We start from the raw sequence: 19,565 nt of genomic DNA, 5'->3' as shown, positions 1-19,565 counted from the left end.
CGCGTACAAGCGTTTTGCCGGAGGCAAAACCTTGGATTGGGGCGGATTCATTTCGCCCCAATCGAATGAAAATCGGGGCTCCCCGCCCGGCTTGCCGGGTGGGGCGGAACTTCGCCGAAGAGATCGCTAAGCAGCTGGGCAAGTAAACCACAGATTGTCTTCGAGCGCCGGACACTGAGTGTCCGGCGCTTTTCCATGCCTGCGCGTTCTCCTGCGCCCGCCTCCGGCGGGCCGCGCCGCATGGCGCGTACAAGCGTTTTGCCGGAGGCAAAGCCTTGGATTGGGGCGGATTCATTCCGCCCCAATCGAATGAAAATCGGGGATCCCCGCCCGGCAAGCCGGGGGGGGCGGAACTTCGCCGAAGAGATCGCCAAGCAGCTGGGCAAGTAAACTGCAGATTGGCTTCGAGCGCCGGACACTCAGTGTCCGGCGCTTTTCCGTGACAGCGGGTTCTGTTTGGTGCAGGGGGATTGTGCTTGACGCGGGGGACGTGCTATACTAAGTACTACATTATAAAATGGAAACGGAGGACAACAATCATGAGGAAAGATTTTGGAGCCAAACCCTTCCTGTACCCTCAGCCTGTCTTGATGCTCGCCACCTACGGCGAAGACGGCACCCCGGACGTAATGAACGCCGCTTGGGGCGGAATTGCCGACATGAAACGGGTGGCCATGTATCTGAGCGCCAGCCATAAGACGGTGAAAAATATCCTGGCCCGGAAGGCATTCACGGTGAGCATGGCGGATGCGGACCACGTGACGGAGTGCGACTACCTGGGCATTGTGTCGGCCAATCAGGTGCCGGACAAGGTGGCCAGGGCGGGGTTCCATGTGACCAAGAGTGCCCATGTGGACGCCCCGCTGGTCGACGAGCTGCCCCTGGCCCTGGAGTGCCGGTTTGTTAGCTTTGACGAGGAGAGTGAGCTGTTGGTTGGCGAGATCGTCAACGTCAGTGCGGACGAGCGCATCTTGAACGCGGACGGCGCCATTGATCCGGCCAAGCTGCGCCCCATCACCTTCGACATGGCAAACAGCGTCTACCTGGTGCTGGGGGAGAAGGTGGGCAACGCCTTCCAGGACGGAAAGAAGCTCAAGTGAGAGAAAGCGGCGGTTCGGCGAGACAGTCCGGGCCGCCGCTTTTTCTCTTGAGACTTGTCCCCGGGCCTGTTATAATAAAAGAAAACGGATGTTCTATCAGGGGGCGATGCCATGGAGGATTTATTGGAGGGACTCAACCGGGCGCAGCGGGAGGCGGTCACGGCGACCGAAGGCTTTGTTCGGGTGATCGCCGGGGCGGGCTCCGGCAAGACCCGCGCCCTGTCCCATCGGTTTGCGTTCCTGGTCAATGAGCTGGGTATCCTGCCGGGGAATATCCTGTGCGTGACCTTCACCAACAAGTCGGCCGCGGAGATGCGTCAGCGCATCCATCGGCTGACCGGGGACGACGACACGGGCTACATTAACACCTTTCACGGCTTCTGCGTCTCCGTGCTCCAGGAGGACAGCCACGTGGTGGGGTATCCAAAGAGCTTTCTGGTACTGGACAACGCAGACATTGACGCCATGCTGCAGATGATCTATGAGGAGCGGGGCCTCAGCCTCCGGGATATGACCTTCCGGGCGGCGCGGGATATGATCGAAATCCGCAAGCTGTTCAAGGAACCTGAGTATTACCGGGACATGCTTAGTCTGTCGCTGGACGCTCTGAAGCAGAGGTATCTGGACGCGGTACAGGCCGGGGATATGATCTTTTACGGCTACCTCTACCAAGAGAGAAAGTGCTTTGGGCTGGACTACAACGACCTGATCAAATTCACCCTCCATATCTTCCAGGAAAATGAGGCTATCCGGCTCAAGTGGCAGAAGCGGCTGGAGTACATCATGATCGACGAGTTCCAGGACATTGACGGGCTCCAGTATGGACTGATGGAGGTGCTCTGCGGCTATCACAGGAATCTGTTCATCGTGGGTGATCCGGATCAGACCATCTACACCTGGAGGGGGGCCAACGTAAAGTACCTGCTGGATTTTGACAAGCAGTTTCCGGGCACAAAGACCATTCTGATGACGGAAAACTACCGCTCCACACCGGAGATCCTGTCGGCGGCCAACGCCCTAATCGCACAAAACGCCGCCCGTATCCCAAAGGAGCTGCGCCCCACCCTTCCATCCGGCGGGCCCGTCCTGTGCCATTTCGGGGAGAACCCGGTGACGGAGGCCGGATGGATGGCGGGTGAGATGTCCAAGCTGCGGGAGAAGGGGGTGCCCTACCGGGACATGGCGGTGCTCTATCGGGCCCACTATGTCACCCGGGCGGTGGAGGGCGTTCTGCTCCGTGAGAAGATTCCCTATACGATCTACAGCGGCGTGCCCTTTTTCAGCCGGATGGAGATCAAGGACGCCCTGTCCTATCTGCGGATGCTCGCCTACCGGGACGATCTGTCCTTCCGGCGCATCGTCAACGCGCCCAAGCGCAACTTGGGCAAGCGGCGGATGGCTTTTCTGGAGGAATACGCGGCGCAGCAGGGCTGCCCTCTATACCGCGCCCTGCAGGAGTGCCTGGACGAGCCCCTGTTTAAGGGGACGCGGGCCCGGTCTTTTGTGTCGTTGATCGAGGGGCTTTCCACCGAATGCGAGGGGCGGCCAGTTTCAGAGGTGCTGTCCGCCGTGCTCAACGAGAGCGGCTACGAGATGATGCTCCGCACCGAGGGAAGCCAGGACCGGCTGGACAATCTGGCCGAGCTGAAGCAGGCGGTCTATGAGTATGAGACCACCTGCGGCGAGGAATGTACCCTGGAGCACTACCTGGCCCATGTGGCCCTCTTTACCAATAGCGACACCGGGGAGGTGGGGGACCGTGTGAAGCTGATGACCGTCCATGCGGCCAAGGGGCTGGAGTTCCCCTATGTGTTCCTGTGCGGCATGAACGAAGGGATCTTCCCCTCACGGAAGGTGCGCACCCGTCAGGGAATGGAGGAGGAGCGGAGGCTGGCCTTTGTGGCGGTTACACGGGCAGAGAAGGGGCTGTACCTGTCCGAGGCGGACGGGACGAATTTCGACGGCTCACCCCGCTACCCTTCCCGGTTCCTGCTGGACATGTGGGGGACATTCATCCCCGTACCGGAGCCCCAGGAGGGCCTGCTGAAGGCGGCCAGGGGGTACGCCGAGAGCAGCAACCGCGCCCTGCCCCCGGACGACGGCGCGGTGCTCCTTCCGGTGGGCCAGAGGGTGCGGCATTTCGTGTTCGGGCTGGGCCGGGTGCTGGACGTGGACCTGAACCGGGGAGCCCACCTGGTCCAGTTCGACGATATGGAGACGCCCCGGCGGATCTCTTTCCGGGCGAAGCTGGAGGCTTGGCCGGAGGATGCCCCTTCAACGGGTGAGCGGCAAAACTCCGATTACGAATAATTTGTAAAAACTTTGGCCTAACCCCTAGGCAAACGTGGAAAACTATATTAAAATAAAAGGGACTGAATACCGTATAAAGGGGTTGAACGTATGAGTGAACCGCAGTATAAGCGGGTCCTTTTGAAATTGAGCGGCGAGGCGCTGGCCGGAGAGGCCAGCCGTGGCCTGGACTTCGACGTGATCGGCAGTGTGTGCGACGTAATCAAGAAGTGCGTAGCCTGTGGCGTGCAGATCGGCATCGTGGTGGGCGGCGGCAACTTCTGGCGCGGCGTCAAGGACGGCGGCGACCGGATGGAGCGCACCCGCGCCGACCACATGGGTATGCTGGCCACCACCATCAACGCCCTGGCCGTGGCCGACGTGCTGGAGCAGAAGGGCGTGGACGTGCGGGTGCAGACCGCCATCGAGATGCGCGCCATGGCTGAGCCGTACATCCGCTCCAAAGCCATCCGGCACATGGAGAAGGGCCGGGTCGTGATCTTTGGCTGCGGCACCGGCAACCCGTTTTTCTCCACTGACACGGCCGCGGTGCTGCGGGCCGCGGAGATCGACGCGGATGCCATTCTGCTGGCTAAGAACATTGACGGCGTCTACAGCGCCGACCCGAAGAAGGACCCCTCTGCGGTCAAGTATGACACCATCACTTATGACGATGTGCTGGCCCAGCACCTGCAGGTGATGGACTCCACCGCCACGTCCCTGTCCATGGATAACAAGATCCCGGTGGTTCTGTTTGCGTTGAAGGACCCGGAGAACATCCTGCGGGTCGTTATGGGAGAGAAAATTGGAACCATTGTCAAGGAGGAACCGTGATATGAAGGAAGTCAACAAGGAATTCGATGCAAAGATGCAGAAGACCATTGACGTGGTCATGAGCGATTTCGCCAGCGTCCGGGCCGGCCGCGCCAACGCCGCTGTGCTGGACAAGATCACCGTGGACTACTACGGCGCTCCCACACCTCTGAACCAGGTAGCGGCTATCTCCTCCCCAGACCCCAGGAGCCTGATGATCCAGCCTTGGGATAGCACCCTGCTCAAGGCCATTGAAAAGGCCATCCAGACCTCCGATCTCGGCATCAATCCACAGAATGACGGTAAAGTAATTCGCCTTGCCTTTCCGCAGCTCACGGAGGAACGCCGCAAGGAGCTGACGAAGCAGGTCAAGAAGTACGGCGAAAACGGCAAGGTGGCCATCCGCAACATCCGCCGGGATGCCATGGAAAAGTTTAAGGCCATGGAAAAGAAGTCGGAGATTACCGAGGACGACCGGAAGGACTATGAGAAGGAGCTCCAGGACATGACCGAAAAGCGCTGCAAGCAAATCGACGAGCTCACTGCCAAAAAAGAGACAGAGCTGATGGCGGTCTAAGCCTGTAAAGCAGATAGACCTCACGGTGCGGGACACCTGGATGTCCCGCACCGGAATTTTATGGGACCGGGTAGGATAAACTATGTCATTCTTAAAAACGAAAGAGAGCGGGGAGGCACAGGTGGATTTTGACCGCCTGCCCCGCCACGTGGCAATCATCATGGACGGAAACGGCCGCTGGGCCAAGCGCCGTGGCCTGCCTCGTACGGCGGGGCACGCCGCGGGGGCAGAGACTTTCCGCAGCATCGCCACCTATTGTCAGAAGATCGGACTGGAGTACCTTACAGTGTACGCCTTTTCCACGGAGAACTGGAAGCGCCCGCTGGAGGAGGTTTCCGCCATCGTGGGCCTGCTGAAAAAGTATCTGCTGGAGTCCATCGAAAAGATGGAGAAGGACAAAATTAAGCTCCACTTTTTTGGTGATCTGGAGCCGCTGCCCCAGGAGCTCAAGGATATGTGCCGGAAAACCAGCGAGATTTCCGAGCGGTATGAGGGGATGCAGGTCAACGTCTGCTTCAACTATGGGGGACGGGACGAGATCGTTCGGGCCGCCCGACATTTCGCCGCAGACTGTGCGGCGGGAGGACGGAAACCGGAGGAGCTGACCGAGGTGCTGTTTTCCGAATACCTCTGCTCCAATGGTGTACCCGACCCGGATCTGGTGATCCGCCCCAGCGGGGAAGTGCGCATTTCCAACTTCCTGCTGTGGCAGTCCGCCTATGCGGAATTCTATTTTACTGACGTACTGTGGCCCGATTTTTCCAAAGAGGAGCTGCATAGGGCGTTGGCGGCCTACCAGGGCCGTTCCCGCCGTTTTGGAGGTGTCTGAGTGGGTAAGCGAATCATGGTGGCGGTTATTTTCATCCCGCTCCTGCTGGTGCTGTTTTACCTGATTTCTCCCGCGTATCCTTGGGCTCTGTGCCTCCTCATTGCCGGGCTGTCCATGATCGCGGTGCATGAGGTGCTCTGGTCCACCGGCTTTTTGAAGCATACCCGCATCTCCGGCTACTCCATCATACTGGCCGGGCTGATTCCCTTCTGGGTCTACTATGACGGGCGGCCTCTGCCCGCGCTGTGCGGCCTGTTCGTGTATGTGGTGCTTCTCTTTGCCGAGGCCATCGCAAGCCACAAGCGCCTGTCTCTGGAGAAGCTGGGAGGCGCCTTTTTCCTGACTGTGGTGATCCCCTTCTTCCTGTCCTCCTTCCTGCGCATTCGCCAGATGGAGCACTGGGAGCCTTTGCTCATCCTGCCCCTGGTGGCGGCCTTTATCAGCGATGCCTTCGCACTGTTTGCGGGCATGGCTTTCGGCAGGCACAAGCTGGCGCCGGAGCTCTCTCCTAAAAAGACGGTGGAGGGGGCCGTGGGCGGCTTTGTGGGGACGGTGGTGTGCACGGTACTGTACGGCGTGCTGCTCCGCTTCGCCTTCGACTATACTGTGAACTACCTGTACCTGGCCCTCTACGGAGCCCTGGGCAGCGCCATCTCCCAGATGGGCGACCTGTCATTTTCCTATATCAAGCGGCAGTACGGAATCAAGGATTTCGGCAACATTTTTCCCGGACACGGCGGCGTGCTGGATCGGTTTGACAGCGTGATCTTCTGCGCGCCCCTGATCGAATTGTTGCTCCGGTTCCTGCCCGCCGTGGGAGGAGCATAGCATGGAACAAAACCGCTGTATTTCTCTGCTGGGCTCCACTGGCTCCATCGGGCGGCAGTCACTGGACGTGATTGCCGCCTGTGGCATGCGTGTGGCCGCCTTAACGGCCAACCGGGACGTGGAGCAGATGGAGAAGCAGTGCCGCCGCTTCCAGCCGGAGCTGGCGGTGATGATGGACCCGGAGGCCGCCGCGTCCCTGCGCCTGCGCCTGGCTGACACGCCCATCCGCGTGGCGGAGGGGATGGAGGGCCTGCTGGAGGCGGCCAGCCTGGAGGCGGCGGACACGGTGCTCACCGCCGTGGTGGGGATCGTGGGACTCCGTCCCACTTTGGCCGCCATCCGGGCTGGTAAGCGCATCGCCTTGGCCAACAAGGAGACACTGGTGTGCGCCGGGGAGCTGGTGAGCGATGCGGCTGCATGGAGCGGCTCCCAAGTGGTGCCGGTGGACTCGGAACACTCCGCCATCTTCCAGTGTCTCCAGGGCTGCCAGGACAGGGGAGAGGTGCGCCGCCTGATTCTGACCGCCTCCGGCGGCCCCTTCTGGGGATGGAAAGGGGAGGACCTTGCCGGAGTGACGGTAGAGCAGGCTCTGGCCCATCCCAACTGGAATATGGGGGCCAAGATCTCCGTGGACTCGGCCACCATGATGAACAAGGGACTGGAATTTATTGAGGCCATGCGCCTTTACCACATGCCCCCGGAAAAAATCTCCATTGTGATTCACCGGGAGAGTATAGTCCATTCCCTGGTGGAATACTGTGATCATGCGGTGCTGGCGCAGCTTGGCGTGCCCGATATGCGCCTGCCCATTCAATACGCCCTGACTTGGCCCGGCCGGGTTGCGGCGGTGGCAGAGCCGCTGGACCTGCTGTCCTGCCCGCCCCTGACCTTCCATGCGCCGGACTATGTGGCGTTCCCCTGTCTGGCCCTGGCCCTGGAGGCCGCCCACACCGGCGGCAGCGCCACGGCGGTGCTCAACGGGGCCAACGAGGAGGCCGTGGGGCAGTTCCTGGCCGGACAGCTCTCTTTTTCCGGCATTGCGGAGCAGGTGGCCTACGCCATGGCCGCGGTTCCCGCGGTGCAGTCTCCCTCCCTGGGGGACATTCTGGACGCGGATCAGGCGGCGCGGGAGGCCGTGCGGGGACACCGGCCCGATACGCACTGAGTAAGGAGCGATGCTATGACCATCCTGTTCATCCTGATTACCATCCTGCTCTTCGGCGCGCTCATCGCCATCCATGAGTTCGGACACTTCATCGCGGCCAAGACCCTGGGGGTGCGGGTGGAGGAGTTCGCCATCGGTATGGGCCCTAAGCTGCTCTCCAGGACAAGGGGGGAGACGACCTACTCTCTCCGGGCCCTGCCCATCGGAGGGTTCTGCTCCATGGAGGGTGAGGAGGAGGCCTCGGACGATCCCCGGTCCTTCAGCGGTAAGCCGGCGTGGAAAAAATTCATCATTCTGGTGGCCGGAGCATTTTTGAATTTTGTGACGGGGCTGGTGATCCTGCTGGTGCTCTTTTCCGTGGCGGGGAGTCCGTCCGCGCCGGTGGTCAGCGGTTATCTGCCGGGGGCGGAGGACATTCGGGAGACCGGCCTGCTGCCCGGCGACGAATTCTACCGCATCGACGGGCACCGCATCTATTTCCAGAGCGATGCGATTCTTTTCCTGGGCCGGGCGGGGGAGGATGTGGCCGTCGAGGTGCTCCGGGACGGCCGGCGGCTCGATCTGGGCACTCTGCACCTGCCCTACCGTACCCTCACCGACGAGAGCGGCCAGCAGAGCCTGAAGCGGGGAGTCATGGTGGGGGAGCTCCGGGAGGCCGGGCCCCTGGGCACCCTGCGCAACGCCTGGTACCAGTCCATCGACTACGTGCGAACGGTATGGCTCAGTCTGGGGGATCTGATCCGCGGCGCGGTGAGCCTCAACGACATGGCCGGCCCCATCGGCATCTTCGCCATGGCCGGCGAGGTGGGCCAGCAGGGGGCGGCTGCCGCCGGAATGGCCGGGGCTCTGCTCAATATTTTCAGCTTTGTGGCGCTGATCGCCATCAATCTGGCGGTGATGAACCTGCTGCCCATCCCCGCTCTGGACGGCGGGCAGATTCTTTTCCTACTCGTGGGCGGCATTTACCACTTCTTCACCCACAGGCGTATCGACCAGAAGTACCTGGGCTATATCAATATGGCGGGCTTCTTCTGCCTCATTGCCCTGATGGTGGTGGTGGCCGTCAGCGACGTAAACAAATTGATCCTGTAGGGAGGCTTGTCCTATGACCAGACAGATTCGCGTGGGCGGCGTCCCCATCGGGGGGGGTGCTCCGGTCACCATTCAGTCCATGACCAACACCCGCACCGACGATGTGTCCGCCACAGCGGAGCAGATCAAACGTCTGGCGGCGGCGGGGTGCGAGATTGTGCGGGTGGCGGTGCCCGATCTGGCCGCCGCCCGGGCGGTGGGGGCCATTCGGGAGCGGAGCCCCATCCCTCTGGTGGCGGACATCCATTTCGATTACCGGCTGGCCCTGGAGTGCGTGGCCGCCGGGTGCGACAAAGTGCGCATCAATCCGGGCAACATCGGCGGGGAGGACCGGGTGAAGGCGGTGGCCGACGCCTGCCGCCAAAAGGGGATTCCCATCCGTATCGGAGTCAACGGCGGCTCCCTGGAGAAGCCCATCCTGGCCAAATACGGCGGGGTGACGCCGGAGGCCCTGGTGGAGTCGGCCTTTGGACATATCCGCCTGCTGGAGAAATTTGACTTTACCGACATATGCGTGTCCCTCAAGTCCTCCAGCGTGCGCACCACCATGGCGGCCTACCGCCTGATGAATCGGGAAAGTGATTATCCTTTACATCTTGGGGTGACGGAGACCGGCACCCTGCGCATGGGCACCCTCAAATCCGCGGTGGGCATCGGCGGCTTGCTGGCCATGGGTATCGGGGACACCATGCGGGTCTCTCTCTCCGCCGATCCGGTGGAGGAGGTATACGCCGCCCGGGACATCCTCAAGGCCGCCGGGGTGCGGAAGGAGGGACCGGAGCTGGTGTCCTGCCCTACCTGCGGGCGCACCCGTATCGACCTCATCGGCCTGGCCACCCAGGTGGAGGAGCGGCTTAAGGCCGTGGACAAGCCCATCACCGTGGCGGTCATGGGCTGTGTGGTCAACGGCCCCGGAGAGGCCTCCGCCGCCGACGTGGGCATCGCCGGCGGCAACGGGGAGGGCCTGCTCTTCCGCAAGGGAGAGATCGTGAAAAAGGTTCCCCAGGAGGCCCTGGTGGACGAGCTTTTCGCACTAATTGAGGAACTTTGACGGAGGAGGCAGGAGCGTTTCAACCATGTCACAGGCACAGAAGATTCCCTTTTTGAATTTGTTTTCCGCCTGGCGGCCCGGTGAAGAGCTGGCGGCCCTGGCAGGCGGCTATCTGGTCACGGGGGCGGTGATCGATAAGGCGGCCCGCTCTATCCGCGCCAAGGTGGAGTGCCCTCGAATGCCCGAGGAGGGCCTGCGGCACCAGATCGAGAAGAGCCTGGCCTTGGCCTACCGGGTGGAGCGGGTGGAGCTGGAGATGGGAGCGGCGGCCGCGACTGCTCCCACATCGGCTCCTGTGGCGGCTGAACCGGCTCCTGCGGCCAGCGCCCCTCCTCCTCCGCCCCCGGCCGCCCCGGTGGAGGAGGATGCCATGGCGGCCTTCCGCCGCACGGAGGAGATCCGCCGGAGAGCTCTGGCTGGTCTCAAAACTGCCAGCCCGCGGGAGAAAAAGGCGGCCTCCGGCGGCCCGAGAGGAAAGCTACTCTACGGCAAGCACGAAATCAAGCGGGAGAGCATCCCCATGAGCACCCTGGAGCTGGACATGGGAACCGTCATCGTCAAGGGAGACGTGTTTGCCGTGGATCACCGGGAGCTGAAAAAGCGGGGCGCATGGGTGGTGTGCTTCGATGTGACGGACTATACCGGCTCGGTGCGGGTGTCCAAGTTTTTCCCCGGTGACGAGGGGAAGGGCATTGTGGACGGGGTGAAGAAGGGCCAGCATCTGGTGATCCAGGGCAAGCTGAACATCGACCGCTTCACTGGCGACATGGTGCTGGAGCCCTACGCCATCATGGAGAGCGCCAAGCCCATGAAGACCGACGACGCGCCGGAGAAGCGGGTGGAGCTCCACTTGCACACCACCATGTCCTCCATGGATGCCCTCACCCAAGTGAGCCCCAAGGCGGGGCCGGACAAGAACGTGGTCAAGCGGGCGGAAGCGTGGGGCCATCGGGCCATCGCCATCACCGACCACGGCGTGGCCCAGGCATTCCCCGATGCCTGGCACTCGGCCAAGAAGATCAAGGTGCTTTACGGCGTGGAGGCGTACTTCATTAACGACGTAGACGACCGGGTGGTGGTACACGGGGACAAGGAACAAGACTTTACAGGCGATATCGTCTGTTTCGACATTGAGACTACCGGTCTGGACAAGCGGCGGGATGTAATCACCGAGATCGGAGCGGTGGTACTGCGGAACGGGGAGGTGGTGGAGCAGTTCTCCACGTTTGCTGATCCTGAACGGCCTCTGACCCGCGAGATCACCGAGCTTACCGGCATTACCGACGAGATGCTGAGGGGAGCCCCCTCCCAGGCGGAGGCCATAAATGCCTTTCTGGACTTTGTGGGGGAGCGCCCGCTGGCCGCCCACAATGCGGAGTTCGACATGGGCTTCATCGCCGAGGGGTGCCGCCGCATGGGCCGCCCCTTCGACAGCACCTCCATCGACACGCTGATTCTGGCCCAGAACCTGCTGCCGGAGCTGGGCAAGCACAAGTTGGACATCGTGGCGGAGCACCTGAATCTGCCTGCCTTCAACCACCACCGGGCCTATGACGACGCGGCCACGGTGGGCTATATGCTGGTACCTTTCTTTGAGATGCTGCGGGACAGGGGTGTACATACCCTCCAGCAGATCAATCCGGCTATGGCCAGGCTGCGTACCGGGGGCAAGGCCCGCCGCCAGCCCAAGCACCTAATCGTGCTGGCCAAGAACCAACTGGGCCTACGCAATCTCTACAAGCTCATCTCGGCCTCTCACCTGGACCACTTCAAACGCTACCCCATCATGCCCAAGAGCCTGATCAACCAGCACCGGGAGGGACTCATTATCGGCTCGGCCTGCGAGGCTGGAGAGCTGTTTCAAGCAGTTGTAAAGCGGAAAGACTTTGCGGAGCTTAAGCGCATTGCCTCCTGGTACGATTTCCTGGAGATTCAGCCTCTGTGCAACAATGCCTTCATGCTGCGCAAGGGTATGGTGCAGAGCCAGGAGGAGCTGAAGGACTTCAACCGCACCATCGTATCCCTGGGCGAGGCGCTGGACAAGCCTGTGTGCGCCACCGGCGACGTCCATTTCCTGGACCCGGAGGACGAGATCTACCGCCACGTCCTGCTGGCCTCCAAGGGCTTTGAAGATGCCGACTCGTCTCTGCCCATCTACTTCAAGACCACCACCGAGATGCTGGAGGAGTTTGCCTATTTGGGGAAGGAGAAGGCCTATGAGGTGGTGGTGCGCAACACCAATCTGGTAGCCGACTGGTGTGAGGACGTAGTGCCTCTGCCCCAGGGGCTGTTCGCCCCCAAGATCGAGAACTCAGCGGAGGAGCTGACCAGTCTGGTCTGGGGGAAAGCAAAAGCCCTTTACGGTGAGGAACCGCCCAAAATCGTGGTGGACCGCATCAATGCCGAGCTGGGCGACATCATCAAGTGCAAGTACGACGTCATTTATATGTCGGCCCAGAAGCTGGTGCAGGACTCCCTGGCCCACGGCTACCTAGTGGGCTCCCGTGGCTCCGTGGGCTCGTCCCTGGTAGCCTTCATGTCGGGTATCACGGAGGTGAACTCCCTGCCGCCCCACTACCGCTGTCCCAAGTGCAAGCACTCGGACTTCGACACCGCCAAAGAGAAGGGGATCGGCTGCGGCGCGGACATGCCCGACGCGGTGTGCCCCGTCTGCGGAACGCCCTACGCCAAGGACGGCTTCAACATCCCCTTCGAGACCTTCCTGGGCTTCGGCGGCGACAAGGTGCCCGACATCGATCTGAACTTCTCCGGCGAATATCAGGCCAACGCCCACCGGTACACCTTTGAGCTGTTCGGGCAGACCCACGTGTTCCGGGCGGGCACCATCGGCACCGTGGCGGAAAAGACCGCCTTCGGCTATGTCAAGAAGTACATGGATGAGCGGGGAAGGACGGTAAACCGGGCGGAGGAGAACCGGCTGGCCCAGGGCTGCACCGGCGTCAAGCGCACCACCGGCCAGCACCCCGGCGGCATGGTGGTCATCCCCCAGAACCGGGAGATCTACGACTTCTGTCCGGTGCAGCACCCCGCCGACGATCCCAACAGCGACATCATTACCACTCACTTCGAATATCACTCCATGGAGTCCAACCTGCTCAAGCTGGACATGCTGGGCCACGATGATCCCACCATGATCCGCATGCTCCAGGATCTCACCGGGGTGGATCCGCAAAAGATCCCTCTGGACGACCGGGACACCATGAGCATCTTCACCTCCTCTGAGGTGCTGGGCTTCGTGGACGACCCCATCCTGGGCCCAACCGGCGCCGTGGCCATCCCGGAGTTCAACACCAAGTTCACCCGCGGCATGCTGGTGGACACCCAGCCCCACGAGTTTGACATCCTCCTGCGCCTGTCCGGCTTCTCCCACGGAACCGACGTGTGGCTGGGCAACGCCCGGGATCTGATTGTGGATCAGGGCGTCCCGGTCGGCCAGGCCATCGGCTGCCGCGACGACATCATGCTCTTCCTCATCTCCTGCGGCATGCCGGAGAAGCGGGCCTTCAAGATCATGGAGTCGGTGCGTAAGGGCCGGGGCCTGCCGGATGGGGCGGAGGAGGAGATGAGGGCCGCCGGCGTACCCGACTGGTACATCGGCTCCTGCAAGAAGATCAAGTACCTGTTCCCCAAGGCCCACGCGGTGGCCTATGTCATGATGGCCTTCCGCATCGCCTGGTTCAAGGTCCACCGCCCCCTGGCCTTCTACGCCGCCTTCTTCTCCATCCGGGCCAAGGCCTTCGACGCCACCTTCATGTGCCAGGGGATGGATGTGTGTAAGGCTAAAATGCGGGAGATTGAGAGCAAGGAGAAGCCCTCTCCCGTGGAGGAGGATATTTTGGTCACCCTTGAGGTGGTCTATGAGTTCTATCTGCGGGGGTTCACCTTTGAGCACATGGATCTCTACCGCTCTCACGCGGTCAACTTCCTGCCAGACAATGAGAAGGGAAGCCTGCTGCCCCCCTTCACCTCTGTGCCTGGTCTGGGCGAGACGGCGGCCTGGTCTATCATGGAGCAGCGGGAGGGAAAGCGGTTTATATCCATCGAGGAGTTTTCCGCAGCCTGTCCCAAGGTCTCCAAGACCCACATCGAGCAGCTCAAGGCCGCTGGTGCTCTGGACGGCATGCCGGATACGAGTCAGATTACCCTGTTCGACGGACTGTTTTAACCGGCATGCCGTCCGCTGCCTGTAGCGTCCGAGCGTTTTGCCGCAGGCAAAACCTCGATGGCGGGGCGAATTGATTTCGTCCCGCCAGATGGAGGGAAACGGGACCCCAGGGACGGCGCGGCCGCCCCTGGGGCATGCCGGATACGAGTCAGATTACCCTGTTCGACGGACTGTTTTAACCGGTATCCTGTCCTCTGTTGCCTACGGCCATTGTTAGGGCGCAGAGGAATTTCTGAGTGGAATTTACAGTTGTAACAGAATAAAATCCGTGGTATTCTTATGCCATCCAGATGAGAAAGGAGTGTATTTATTATGCTGAACGAAAAAGTTGCCTCTCTGCTGAACGAGCAGATCAATAAGGAGTTCTACTCCGCTTACCTGTATCTGGAGTTCTCCGCCTACTTCGAGGACGAGGGACTGGACGGCTTCGCCAACTGGTACAAGGTGCAGGCGCAGGAGGAACGGGATCACGCCATGCTTATGTTCCAGTATCTCCAGAACAACAGCCACCGCCCGGTGCTGGAGGGCATTGCCAGGCCCACCGCCGCCCCCAACGGCAGGCTGGAGGTGCTCAAGGCCGGCCTGGCCCATGAGCAGTATGTCACCAATCTGATTCACACGATCTACGATGCAGCCTATGAGGTCAAGGACTTCCGCACCATGCAGTTCCTGGATTGGTTTGTCAAAGAGCAGGGCGAGGAGGAGAAGACCGCCGAGGATATGATCAAAAAGATGGAGCTCTACGGCGACGATGCCAAAGGCCTCTACATGCTCAACAGTGAGCTGGCGGGCCGCACCTATGCAGCTCCCAGTCTGGTACTGTAACCTGTAGTTGAAACTGTAGACAAGGTGGGTGCCCTGCTATGGACAGGGCACCCACCTTACACATATATGCCGCGTCAGGGCATAAAAAGCTCAGGCCGCGTAGTCCAGGGCGACTGGGCGCTGGTGACAAACATAGTATAGAGGCGGCTGAGGGTATTCCAGCTCTCCTGATCCAGCGTCCCGGTTTCCGGACGGTGATTCAGATGTTGAATCCACTTGATGTTGTGCTCGGTGGCGGCATTGTTTACCCCGGAGACATCACAGGTTTCCACGCCGTTCAGGACCCGAGACAGCCCGCAGAACATGGACTGCACCAGGTTAAGATGAACGCTGGCCTCACCCGGTGCGACGGAAAACTCTGGACTTGGAAAGCTGCGGGTGGGCAGCGGAGTGAGGCGGGAAACCACCTGGTGATACAAGGAAACGATAGCGTCCCAGGTGGCCTGGTTTACCTGTCCGGTGACCGGAGGGAAAAATTCCCTCTGAAAGAGCATGACGGCCTCTAGGGTGCGTTCGCCGAAAATTCCGTCCGGCGTGAGACGGGGGAGGAAGGGGTAAGCGAAAGAAATGGTGCGCAGCATGGTTTGGAGGCTGCGTACGGGCTGTCCAATCAGGTGGAGTTGGGAGCGAATCATGTGGCGTCTTCTCCTCTCTCGTCGGTGCTGCCCAGTGTCATGGGTTGGCCGGGGTACTGGGTCAGGCTGGTGGCTTCGCTCTCGGGAAGCTCCGGCCGGAACTGCTCTGGGATGACATTGGTATATTGGCTCATGGTATCCACTATGCCGACATAAAATCGGTAGAGTGCGGCCCAGGTGTCCTCGCCTACAACGCCGTCTTGGTACAGACCAGCCATCTGTTGAAGAGCCAGGACTGCGTTTTGGGTGGATTGCCCGAAAATCCCGTCCACAGCCACCGGGGGGATGTTATTATAAAACTCCGCCACCACAGAGAGAAGGTACTGTATTACCTTGACATTTTCTCCGGTGTCGCCGAGGGAAATGGTATCGGGGCGGTTGACGGGCACCAAGGTGGTGTAGAAGGTCTGACCCTCGCTGACCAGCTCCGCCAATTCCAGAACGCCCACGTACAGAAAGACCAGCTTATACCAGGTGGCGTTTCCAACGACTCCGTCCGGCGTCAGGCTGAAAATCTGCTGGAATTTGATGACCGACTGCTCGGTGGACGCTCCGAAGATCCCGTCCACCGGCTGAACCTTCGGAATAGCGGGGTAATCGCGGGAGATGCGGTTGAGCATGGTCTGGATGCGCACCACCGGCTCCCCCCGGTCGCCCAGCCGCACCGGAGTTCCGGGGTAGGAGCTGCGGATACCCATGACAGGAGCATTGTTCACGATCTCGATATTGTCGCCATAATAGTTTCGCAGGATGGTGACGGAGTCGGCGCCCTGCTCTGCCATGGCCTGGCTGCCCCACTGGGAGAGACCGTCGCAGGTGGTGGTGGTGCCGTTGCAAAATTTGGCTGCCAGGGGCTCCACAAAGCCGGTGCGCCGTATGTAGGAATTGAAGATCTCATCCACCATCTGGCTGATGTTCTCAAAAATGTTGCGCCCTTTGATGAATTTCTGGTCGTAGGCCGTGCTGGCGGTGATGTTGAAGGGGTAGCCGCGGCTGGGGTAATATTCGGTATATACCCGGTTGAGGGCAAACGAAATAATCGCCAGGATGTTTGCACGGATAGCCGCCGGCTCCCAGGTGGGATAGATCTCGCTGGAGGCCACATTCTTAACGTATTCCGGGAAGGAAACCGTCACATTTTCCGCAGCGGCGCTGGGGGCGCCCAGATGCACGGTGATGTACTGTGGGACATAGGGCGTTACAGGTGTGGTCGGCATGGGGGTACCTCCTTACAGATCCTGGGGTGGAATATCCACGATCTCCCCCCGGGTAGACGACGAGGTCTGCTCCGGCAGGGGAATCAGCTCCAGCTCCTGTAGTGTTTCCGTATTAGGAAAGACCTGGACATTCTCCACCAGAAGCATCTCATAGCCCGGTACCTCCACCCAGATGTCACAGACGGCGAAGGGGGACTCTGTCCCTGGGGATTCACTGGCAGACGGCTCGGGTGTGGCGACGCGGATCGGCGCGGTGCGTCCGTTTTCGTCCGTCACTCGTAAGGCCAGCAGCGTATGCCGCCCGCCGCCCGCCCTCTGCGTCACCGCTACAGTAGCGCCCGGCACCGGGAGCTGGGCCCGGGAGGTATATACGCGGGTGACAATGGTTCCAATCGAGGCCAATTGGCATTCCTCCTTTTCCTCACTCTATGCACCGGACCGGAAGGCGGTTCCAGGGAAAAGAACGTTGACATCGGCCCCTCTTTCGAGTAAACTGAATAGGAATCTTGCAGCGGAACGGGCGAGTTACGTGCGGTACCGCTTTGGAACAAGAAGAAGAGTGATGGAGCTATGAAAAAAGATAAAGTGTCCAGTGCGGTGATACGTCGCCTCCCACGGTACTACCGCCACCTGAACGACCTCTATTTGGCCGGTGTGGAGCGCATTTCATCCAACGCGCTGGGCAAATCCATGGGGCTGACCGCCTCACAGATCCGGCAGGATCTCTCCTGCTTCGGCGGGTTCGGCCAGCAGGGCTACGGCTATAATATTGAAAATCTGCGGGGGGAGATTTCCGACATTCTGGGTATGAACCGCGGCCACAACGCGGTCATTCTGGGGGCGGGCAACTTGGGCCGGGCCCTGATGGAAAACTTTCACTTCGAGCGCTCCGGTGTGGCGCTTTCGGCCGCCTTTGATGTGGCGCCGGATGTGGTTGGGCAGAGACTCTCCGGGGTGCCGGTCCACCACGTGGACCAGTTGGAGGAGTATCTGGGCCAGCATCCGGCCAGCATCGGGGTGCTGACGGTTCCCCGGAGCGTGGCCAACCGGATCGCCGGTCGGCTGGTGGCCTCCGGCGTGAAAGGAATCTGGAATTTCACCAATATTGAGCTGACGGTGGACGCGCCGGACATAGTGATTGAGAACGTCCACTTTGCCGACAGCCTGTTGGCGCTGAGCTATATGATTTCGGAGGTACCATGAAGAGACTTGCCGTTGGCCTGCTTGCCCTGGTCATCCTGATAGGCTGTGCGGCAGTATATGCCGCCGATACGGGAACAGGGGAGAGCCTTGTAACGCAGGGCTACCTGAACGACACTTATATTCCGGACGTACTGCGGCAGGCGGAGACACGCATCGCGGAGCAGACAAAGACCGTCTACGACTCTGTGCTGGCGGATCTGAATGCCAGGCACAGCGGTTATCTGGCCCGGGCAGGTGGAGAACAGAGCTATGCCGCCTCAATCACGGATTTCCGCTTTAAAAGGGGAGACGTGGTCAGCCTGCCTGCCGGTTCCGGGCTGCTGCTCCTGGCTGGAAGCGGAACCGTGTCCTATTCCGGCGGCAGTGTGGTGGATATTACGGTGGGGCAGACCGTGGCCTCCGGTGCCGCGCTGACCGCACGTCACCGCGTCTTAGCGGCCGAAAATACCACAGCGGCAGTGACAATCACCTCTGATACTGCGGTTTTGGGCGTAGAGGGCTTCTATACCGTGTCCTCCGGAGCGGGGCTGGACTACAATGCTCTGGCCGACGCATTAAAGCAGATGGGGCTGTTCCAGGGCACTGGAACGGCCTACGGCTCCGGGTATGATCTGGAGCAGGCTCCCACCCGTATCGTGGGACTGGTCATGTTCCTGCGTTTGATCGGGGAGGAGGGGGCTGCGCTGAGCAGCACAGCGGCCAACCCCTTTGCGGACACCCCTGCCTGGTGCGACCGCTATGTGGCCTATGCCTATGAGAAGGGCTATACCAAGGGCAACAACGTCAGTGCTGGTGGACAGCGCTACTTTGGACCGGATGCACAGCTCTCGGCAGGGGAGTACATGACCTTTCTTCTGCGGGCGCTGGGCTACTCGGACAGCGGGGCGTCGCCTGACTTCTCCTGGGCCAATGCCGTGGGCAAGAGCGTGGAGTTTGGTGTGCTCAACGCTGCGGAGCAGGCCAAGCTGACAGGTAGCCCCTTCCTGCGGGCCCAGGTGGCCTATCTGTCCTATTTCGCACTGTCGGCCCCTCTGAAGGACGGCAGCGGCATCCTGCTGGACAGGACGGCTGCCAGCAGCGGCGTGGACAAAGCCGTATTTCAGGCGGTGATGAACGGCGTCACCGTGGACAGGCTGAGCTGAATGGAAAGACCCTCCGGTTTACCGGAGGGTCTTTTTGTAAATGTTGCCCATTGACAACTGTTAGCAAGATAACTAAAATAAACTCTGTAAAATAGCTTGCATGGAAGGGGGTGTCTGAATGAGGCAAGAACGCCATGCGGGTTACGAGGTCAAGGCGCTGTCCAATCTGATCCGGCGCAAGGTCTGGGAGCTCTCCGGCCAGCCGGAGTGCGATGCTTTTACCGAGATGCAGGGGATGCTTCTGGGATTTCTGTGCCATAATCGGGATCAGGAAATCTTTCAGAAGGATCTGGAGGAGGCGTTTTATATCCGCCGCTCCACCGCGTCCAGGCTGCTGAAGCGCCTGGAGGAGGAGGGATTTGTGATGCGGTGCTCCGTATCCCGTGACGCCAGGCTCAAGCAGGTGATGGCAACGCCGAAAGCGGAGGCCCTGAACCAGCAGATTGCCTCGCGCATCACACAGGTAGAGGCGGCGCTGACCAAGGGAATCGGCGCTGAGGAGTTGCAGCAGTTCATGATGACCATCGCAAAAATGAAGCAGAACCTGATGGAGCCGTCTGTACTTCCGGCCGGGTGCACCTGCGGCAAAGACTGTGAGGAGGCTAACAGTTAG

At 60.7% G+C, this 19,565-nt stretch carries 17 protein-coding genes; 14 read left to right on the top strand and 3 right to left on the bottom strand.

What is annotated here, in order from left to right; all coding sequences use genetic code 11:
* Window positions 1-539: 539 nt before the first annotated feature.
* The 11 genes from HMPREF0372_RS17650 (at window position 540) to HMPREF0372_RS17600 (ending at window position 14,755) form a co-directional block, all read left to right on the top strand.
* Window positions 540-1,100, top strand: coding sequence for a flavin reductase family protein (locus tag HMPREF0372_RS17650; RefSeq protein ID WP_007495539.1), 561 nt, complete (start codon window positions 540-542; stop codon window positions 1,098-1,100).
* A gap of 111 nt (window positions 1,101-1,211) precedes the next feature.
* Complete coding sequence (locus HMPREF0372_RS17645) at window positions 1,212-3,410, top strand: ATP-dependent helicase (RefSeq protein ID WP_007495537.1); 2,199 nt, start codon at window positions 1,212-1,214, stop codon at window positions 3,408-3,410.
* A 90-nt stretch (window positions 3,411-3,500) separates the two neighbouring features.
* Window positions 3,501-4,223: a UMP kinase gene (gene pyrH, locus HMPREF0372_RS17640; RefSeq protein WP_007495536.1), complete on the top strand. Its 723-nt coding sequence runs from the start codon at window positions 3,501-3,503 to the stop codon at window positions 4,221-4,223.
* Window position 4,224: 1 nt separating this feature from the next.
* Window positions 4,225-4,779, top strand: coding sequence for a ribosome recycling factor (gene frr, locus HMPREF0372_RS17635; protein WP_007495535.1), 555 nt, complete (start codon window positions 4,225-4,227; stop codon window positions 4,777-4,779).
* An 82-nt stretch (window positions 4,780-4,861) separates the two neighbouring features.
* Window positions 4,862-5,608: an isoprenyl transferase gene (locus HMPREF0372_RS17630; protein WP_007495534.1), complete on the top strand. Its 747-nt coding sequence runs from the start codon at window positions 4,862-4,864 to the stop codon at window positions 5,606-5,608.
* Complete coding sequence (locus tag HMPREF0372_RS17625) at window positions 5,609-6,436, top strand: phosphatidate cytidylyltransferase (RefSeq protein ID WP_009256925.1); 828 nt, start codon at window positions 5,609-5,611, stop codon at window positions 6,434-6,436. It abuts the gene before it with no gap.
* Window position 6,437: 1 nt separating this feature from the next.
* Window positions 6,438-7,601, top strand: a complete 1,164-nt coding sequence (locus HMPREF0372_RS17620) for a 1-deoxy-D-xylulose-5-phosphate reductoisomerase (RefSeq protein ID WP_007495532.1) — start codon at window positions 6,438-6,440, stop codon at window positions 7,599-7,601.
* A gap of 15 nt (window positions 7,602-7,616) precedes the next feature.
* On the top strand, window positions 7,617-8,693 hold the full coding sequence (locus HMPREF0372_RS17615; RefSeq protein ID WP_007495531.1) for a M50 family metallopeptidase: 1,077 nt from the start codon (window positions 7,617-7,619) through the stop codon (window positions 8,691-8,693).
* Window positions 8,694-8,706: 13 nt separating this feature from the next.
* A complete protein-coding gene (gene ispG, locus HMPREF0372_RS17610) occupies window positions 8,707-9,744 on the top strand; it encodes a flavodoxin-dependent (E)-4-hydroxy-3-methylbut-2-enyl-diphosphate synthase (protein ID WP_007495529.1) in 1,038 nt (345 codons plus the stop codon).
* Between the two features lie 25 nt (window positions 9,745-9,769).
* Complete coding sequence (locus HMPREF0372_RS17605; protein ID WP_007495527.1) at window positions 9,770-13,930, top strand: PolC-type DNA polymerase III; 4,161 nt, start codon at window positions 9,770-9,772, stop codon at window positions 13,928-13,930.
* Between the two features lie 312 nt (window positions 13,931-14,242).
* Window positions 14,243-14,755, top strand: coding sequence for a ferritin (locus HMPREF0372_RS17600; RefSeq protein WP_007495523.1), 513 nt, complete (start codon window positions 14,243-14,245; stop codon window positions 14,753-14,755).
* A 74-nt stretch (window positions 14,756-14,829) separates the two neighbouring features.
* Here the strand turns inward: HMPREF0372_RS17600 and HMPREF0372_RS17595 are convergent, their stop codons facing one another.
* The 3 genes from HMPREF0372_RS17595 to HMPREF0372_RS17585 are packed head-to-tail and all read right to left on the bottom strand — an operon-like array spanning window position 14,830 to window position 17,009.
* Window positions 14,830-15,390: a peptidoglycan-binding domain-containing protein gene (locus HMPREF0372_RS17595; protein WP_007495511.1), complete on the bottom strand. Its 561-nt coding sequence runs from the start codon at window positions 15,388-15,390 to the stop codon at window positions 14,830-14,832.
* Entirely contained in the window at window positions 15,387-16,607 is a 1,221-nt protein-coding gene (locus HMPREF0372_RS17590; RefSeq protein ID WP_007495509.1) for a peptidoglycan-binding protein, read from the bottom strand. Before HMPREF0372_RS17590 ends, HMPREF0372_RS17595 begins: the two co-directional genes overlap by 4 nt.
* A gap of 12 nt (window positions 16,608-16,619) precedes the next feature.
* The gene (locus HMPREF0372_RS17585; RefSeq protein WP_007495507.1) at window positions 16,620-17,009 is read right to left on the bottom strand and encodes a hypothetical protein; all 390 of its coding nucleotides are present in this window, start codon (window positions 17,007-17,009) and stop codon (window positions 16,620-16,622) included.
* A gap of 168 nt (window positions 17,010-17,177) precedes the next feature.
* On the opposite strand from HMPREF0372_RS17585, the gene HMPREF0372_RS17580 reads away from it, so the two are divergent.
* The 3 genes from HMPREF0372_RS17580 (at window position 17,178) to HMPREF0372_RS17570 (ending at window position 19,565) form a co-directional block, all read left to right on the top strand.
* Window positions 17,178-17,810 (top strand): redox-sensing transcriptional repressor Rex, encoded by a 633-nt coding sequence (locus HMPREF0372_RS17580; protein ID WP_007495506.1) that lies wholly within the window; start codon window positions 17,178-17,180, stop codon window positions 17,808-17,810.
* On the top strand, window positions 17,807-18,952 hold the full coding sequence (locus tag HMPREF0372_RS17575) for a hypothetical protein (protein WP_007495505.1): 1,146 nt from the start codon (window positions 17,807-17,809) through the stop codon (window positions 18,950-18,952). The genes HMPREF0372_RS17580 and HMPREF0372_RS17575 overlap by 4 nt, the downstream gene beginning before the upstream one ends.
* A gap of 118 nt (window positions 18,953-19,070) precedes the next feature.
* Window positions 19,071-19,565: a MarR family winged helix-turn-helix transcriptional regulator gene (locus tag HMPREF0372_RS17570; protein ID WP_007495503.1), complete on the top strand. Its 495-nt coding sequence runs from the start codon at window positions 19,071-19,073 to the stop codon at window positions 19,563-19,565.

Source organism: Flavonifractor plautii ATCC 29863 (assembly GCF_000239295.1).
Lineage (GTDB): Bacteria > Bacillota > Clostridia > Oscillospirales > Oscillospiraceae > Flavonifractor > Flavonifractor plautii.
The sequence above is the reverse complement of the archived record's forward strand: the minus strand, read 5'-3'. Positions and strand labels throughout refer to the sequence as shown.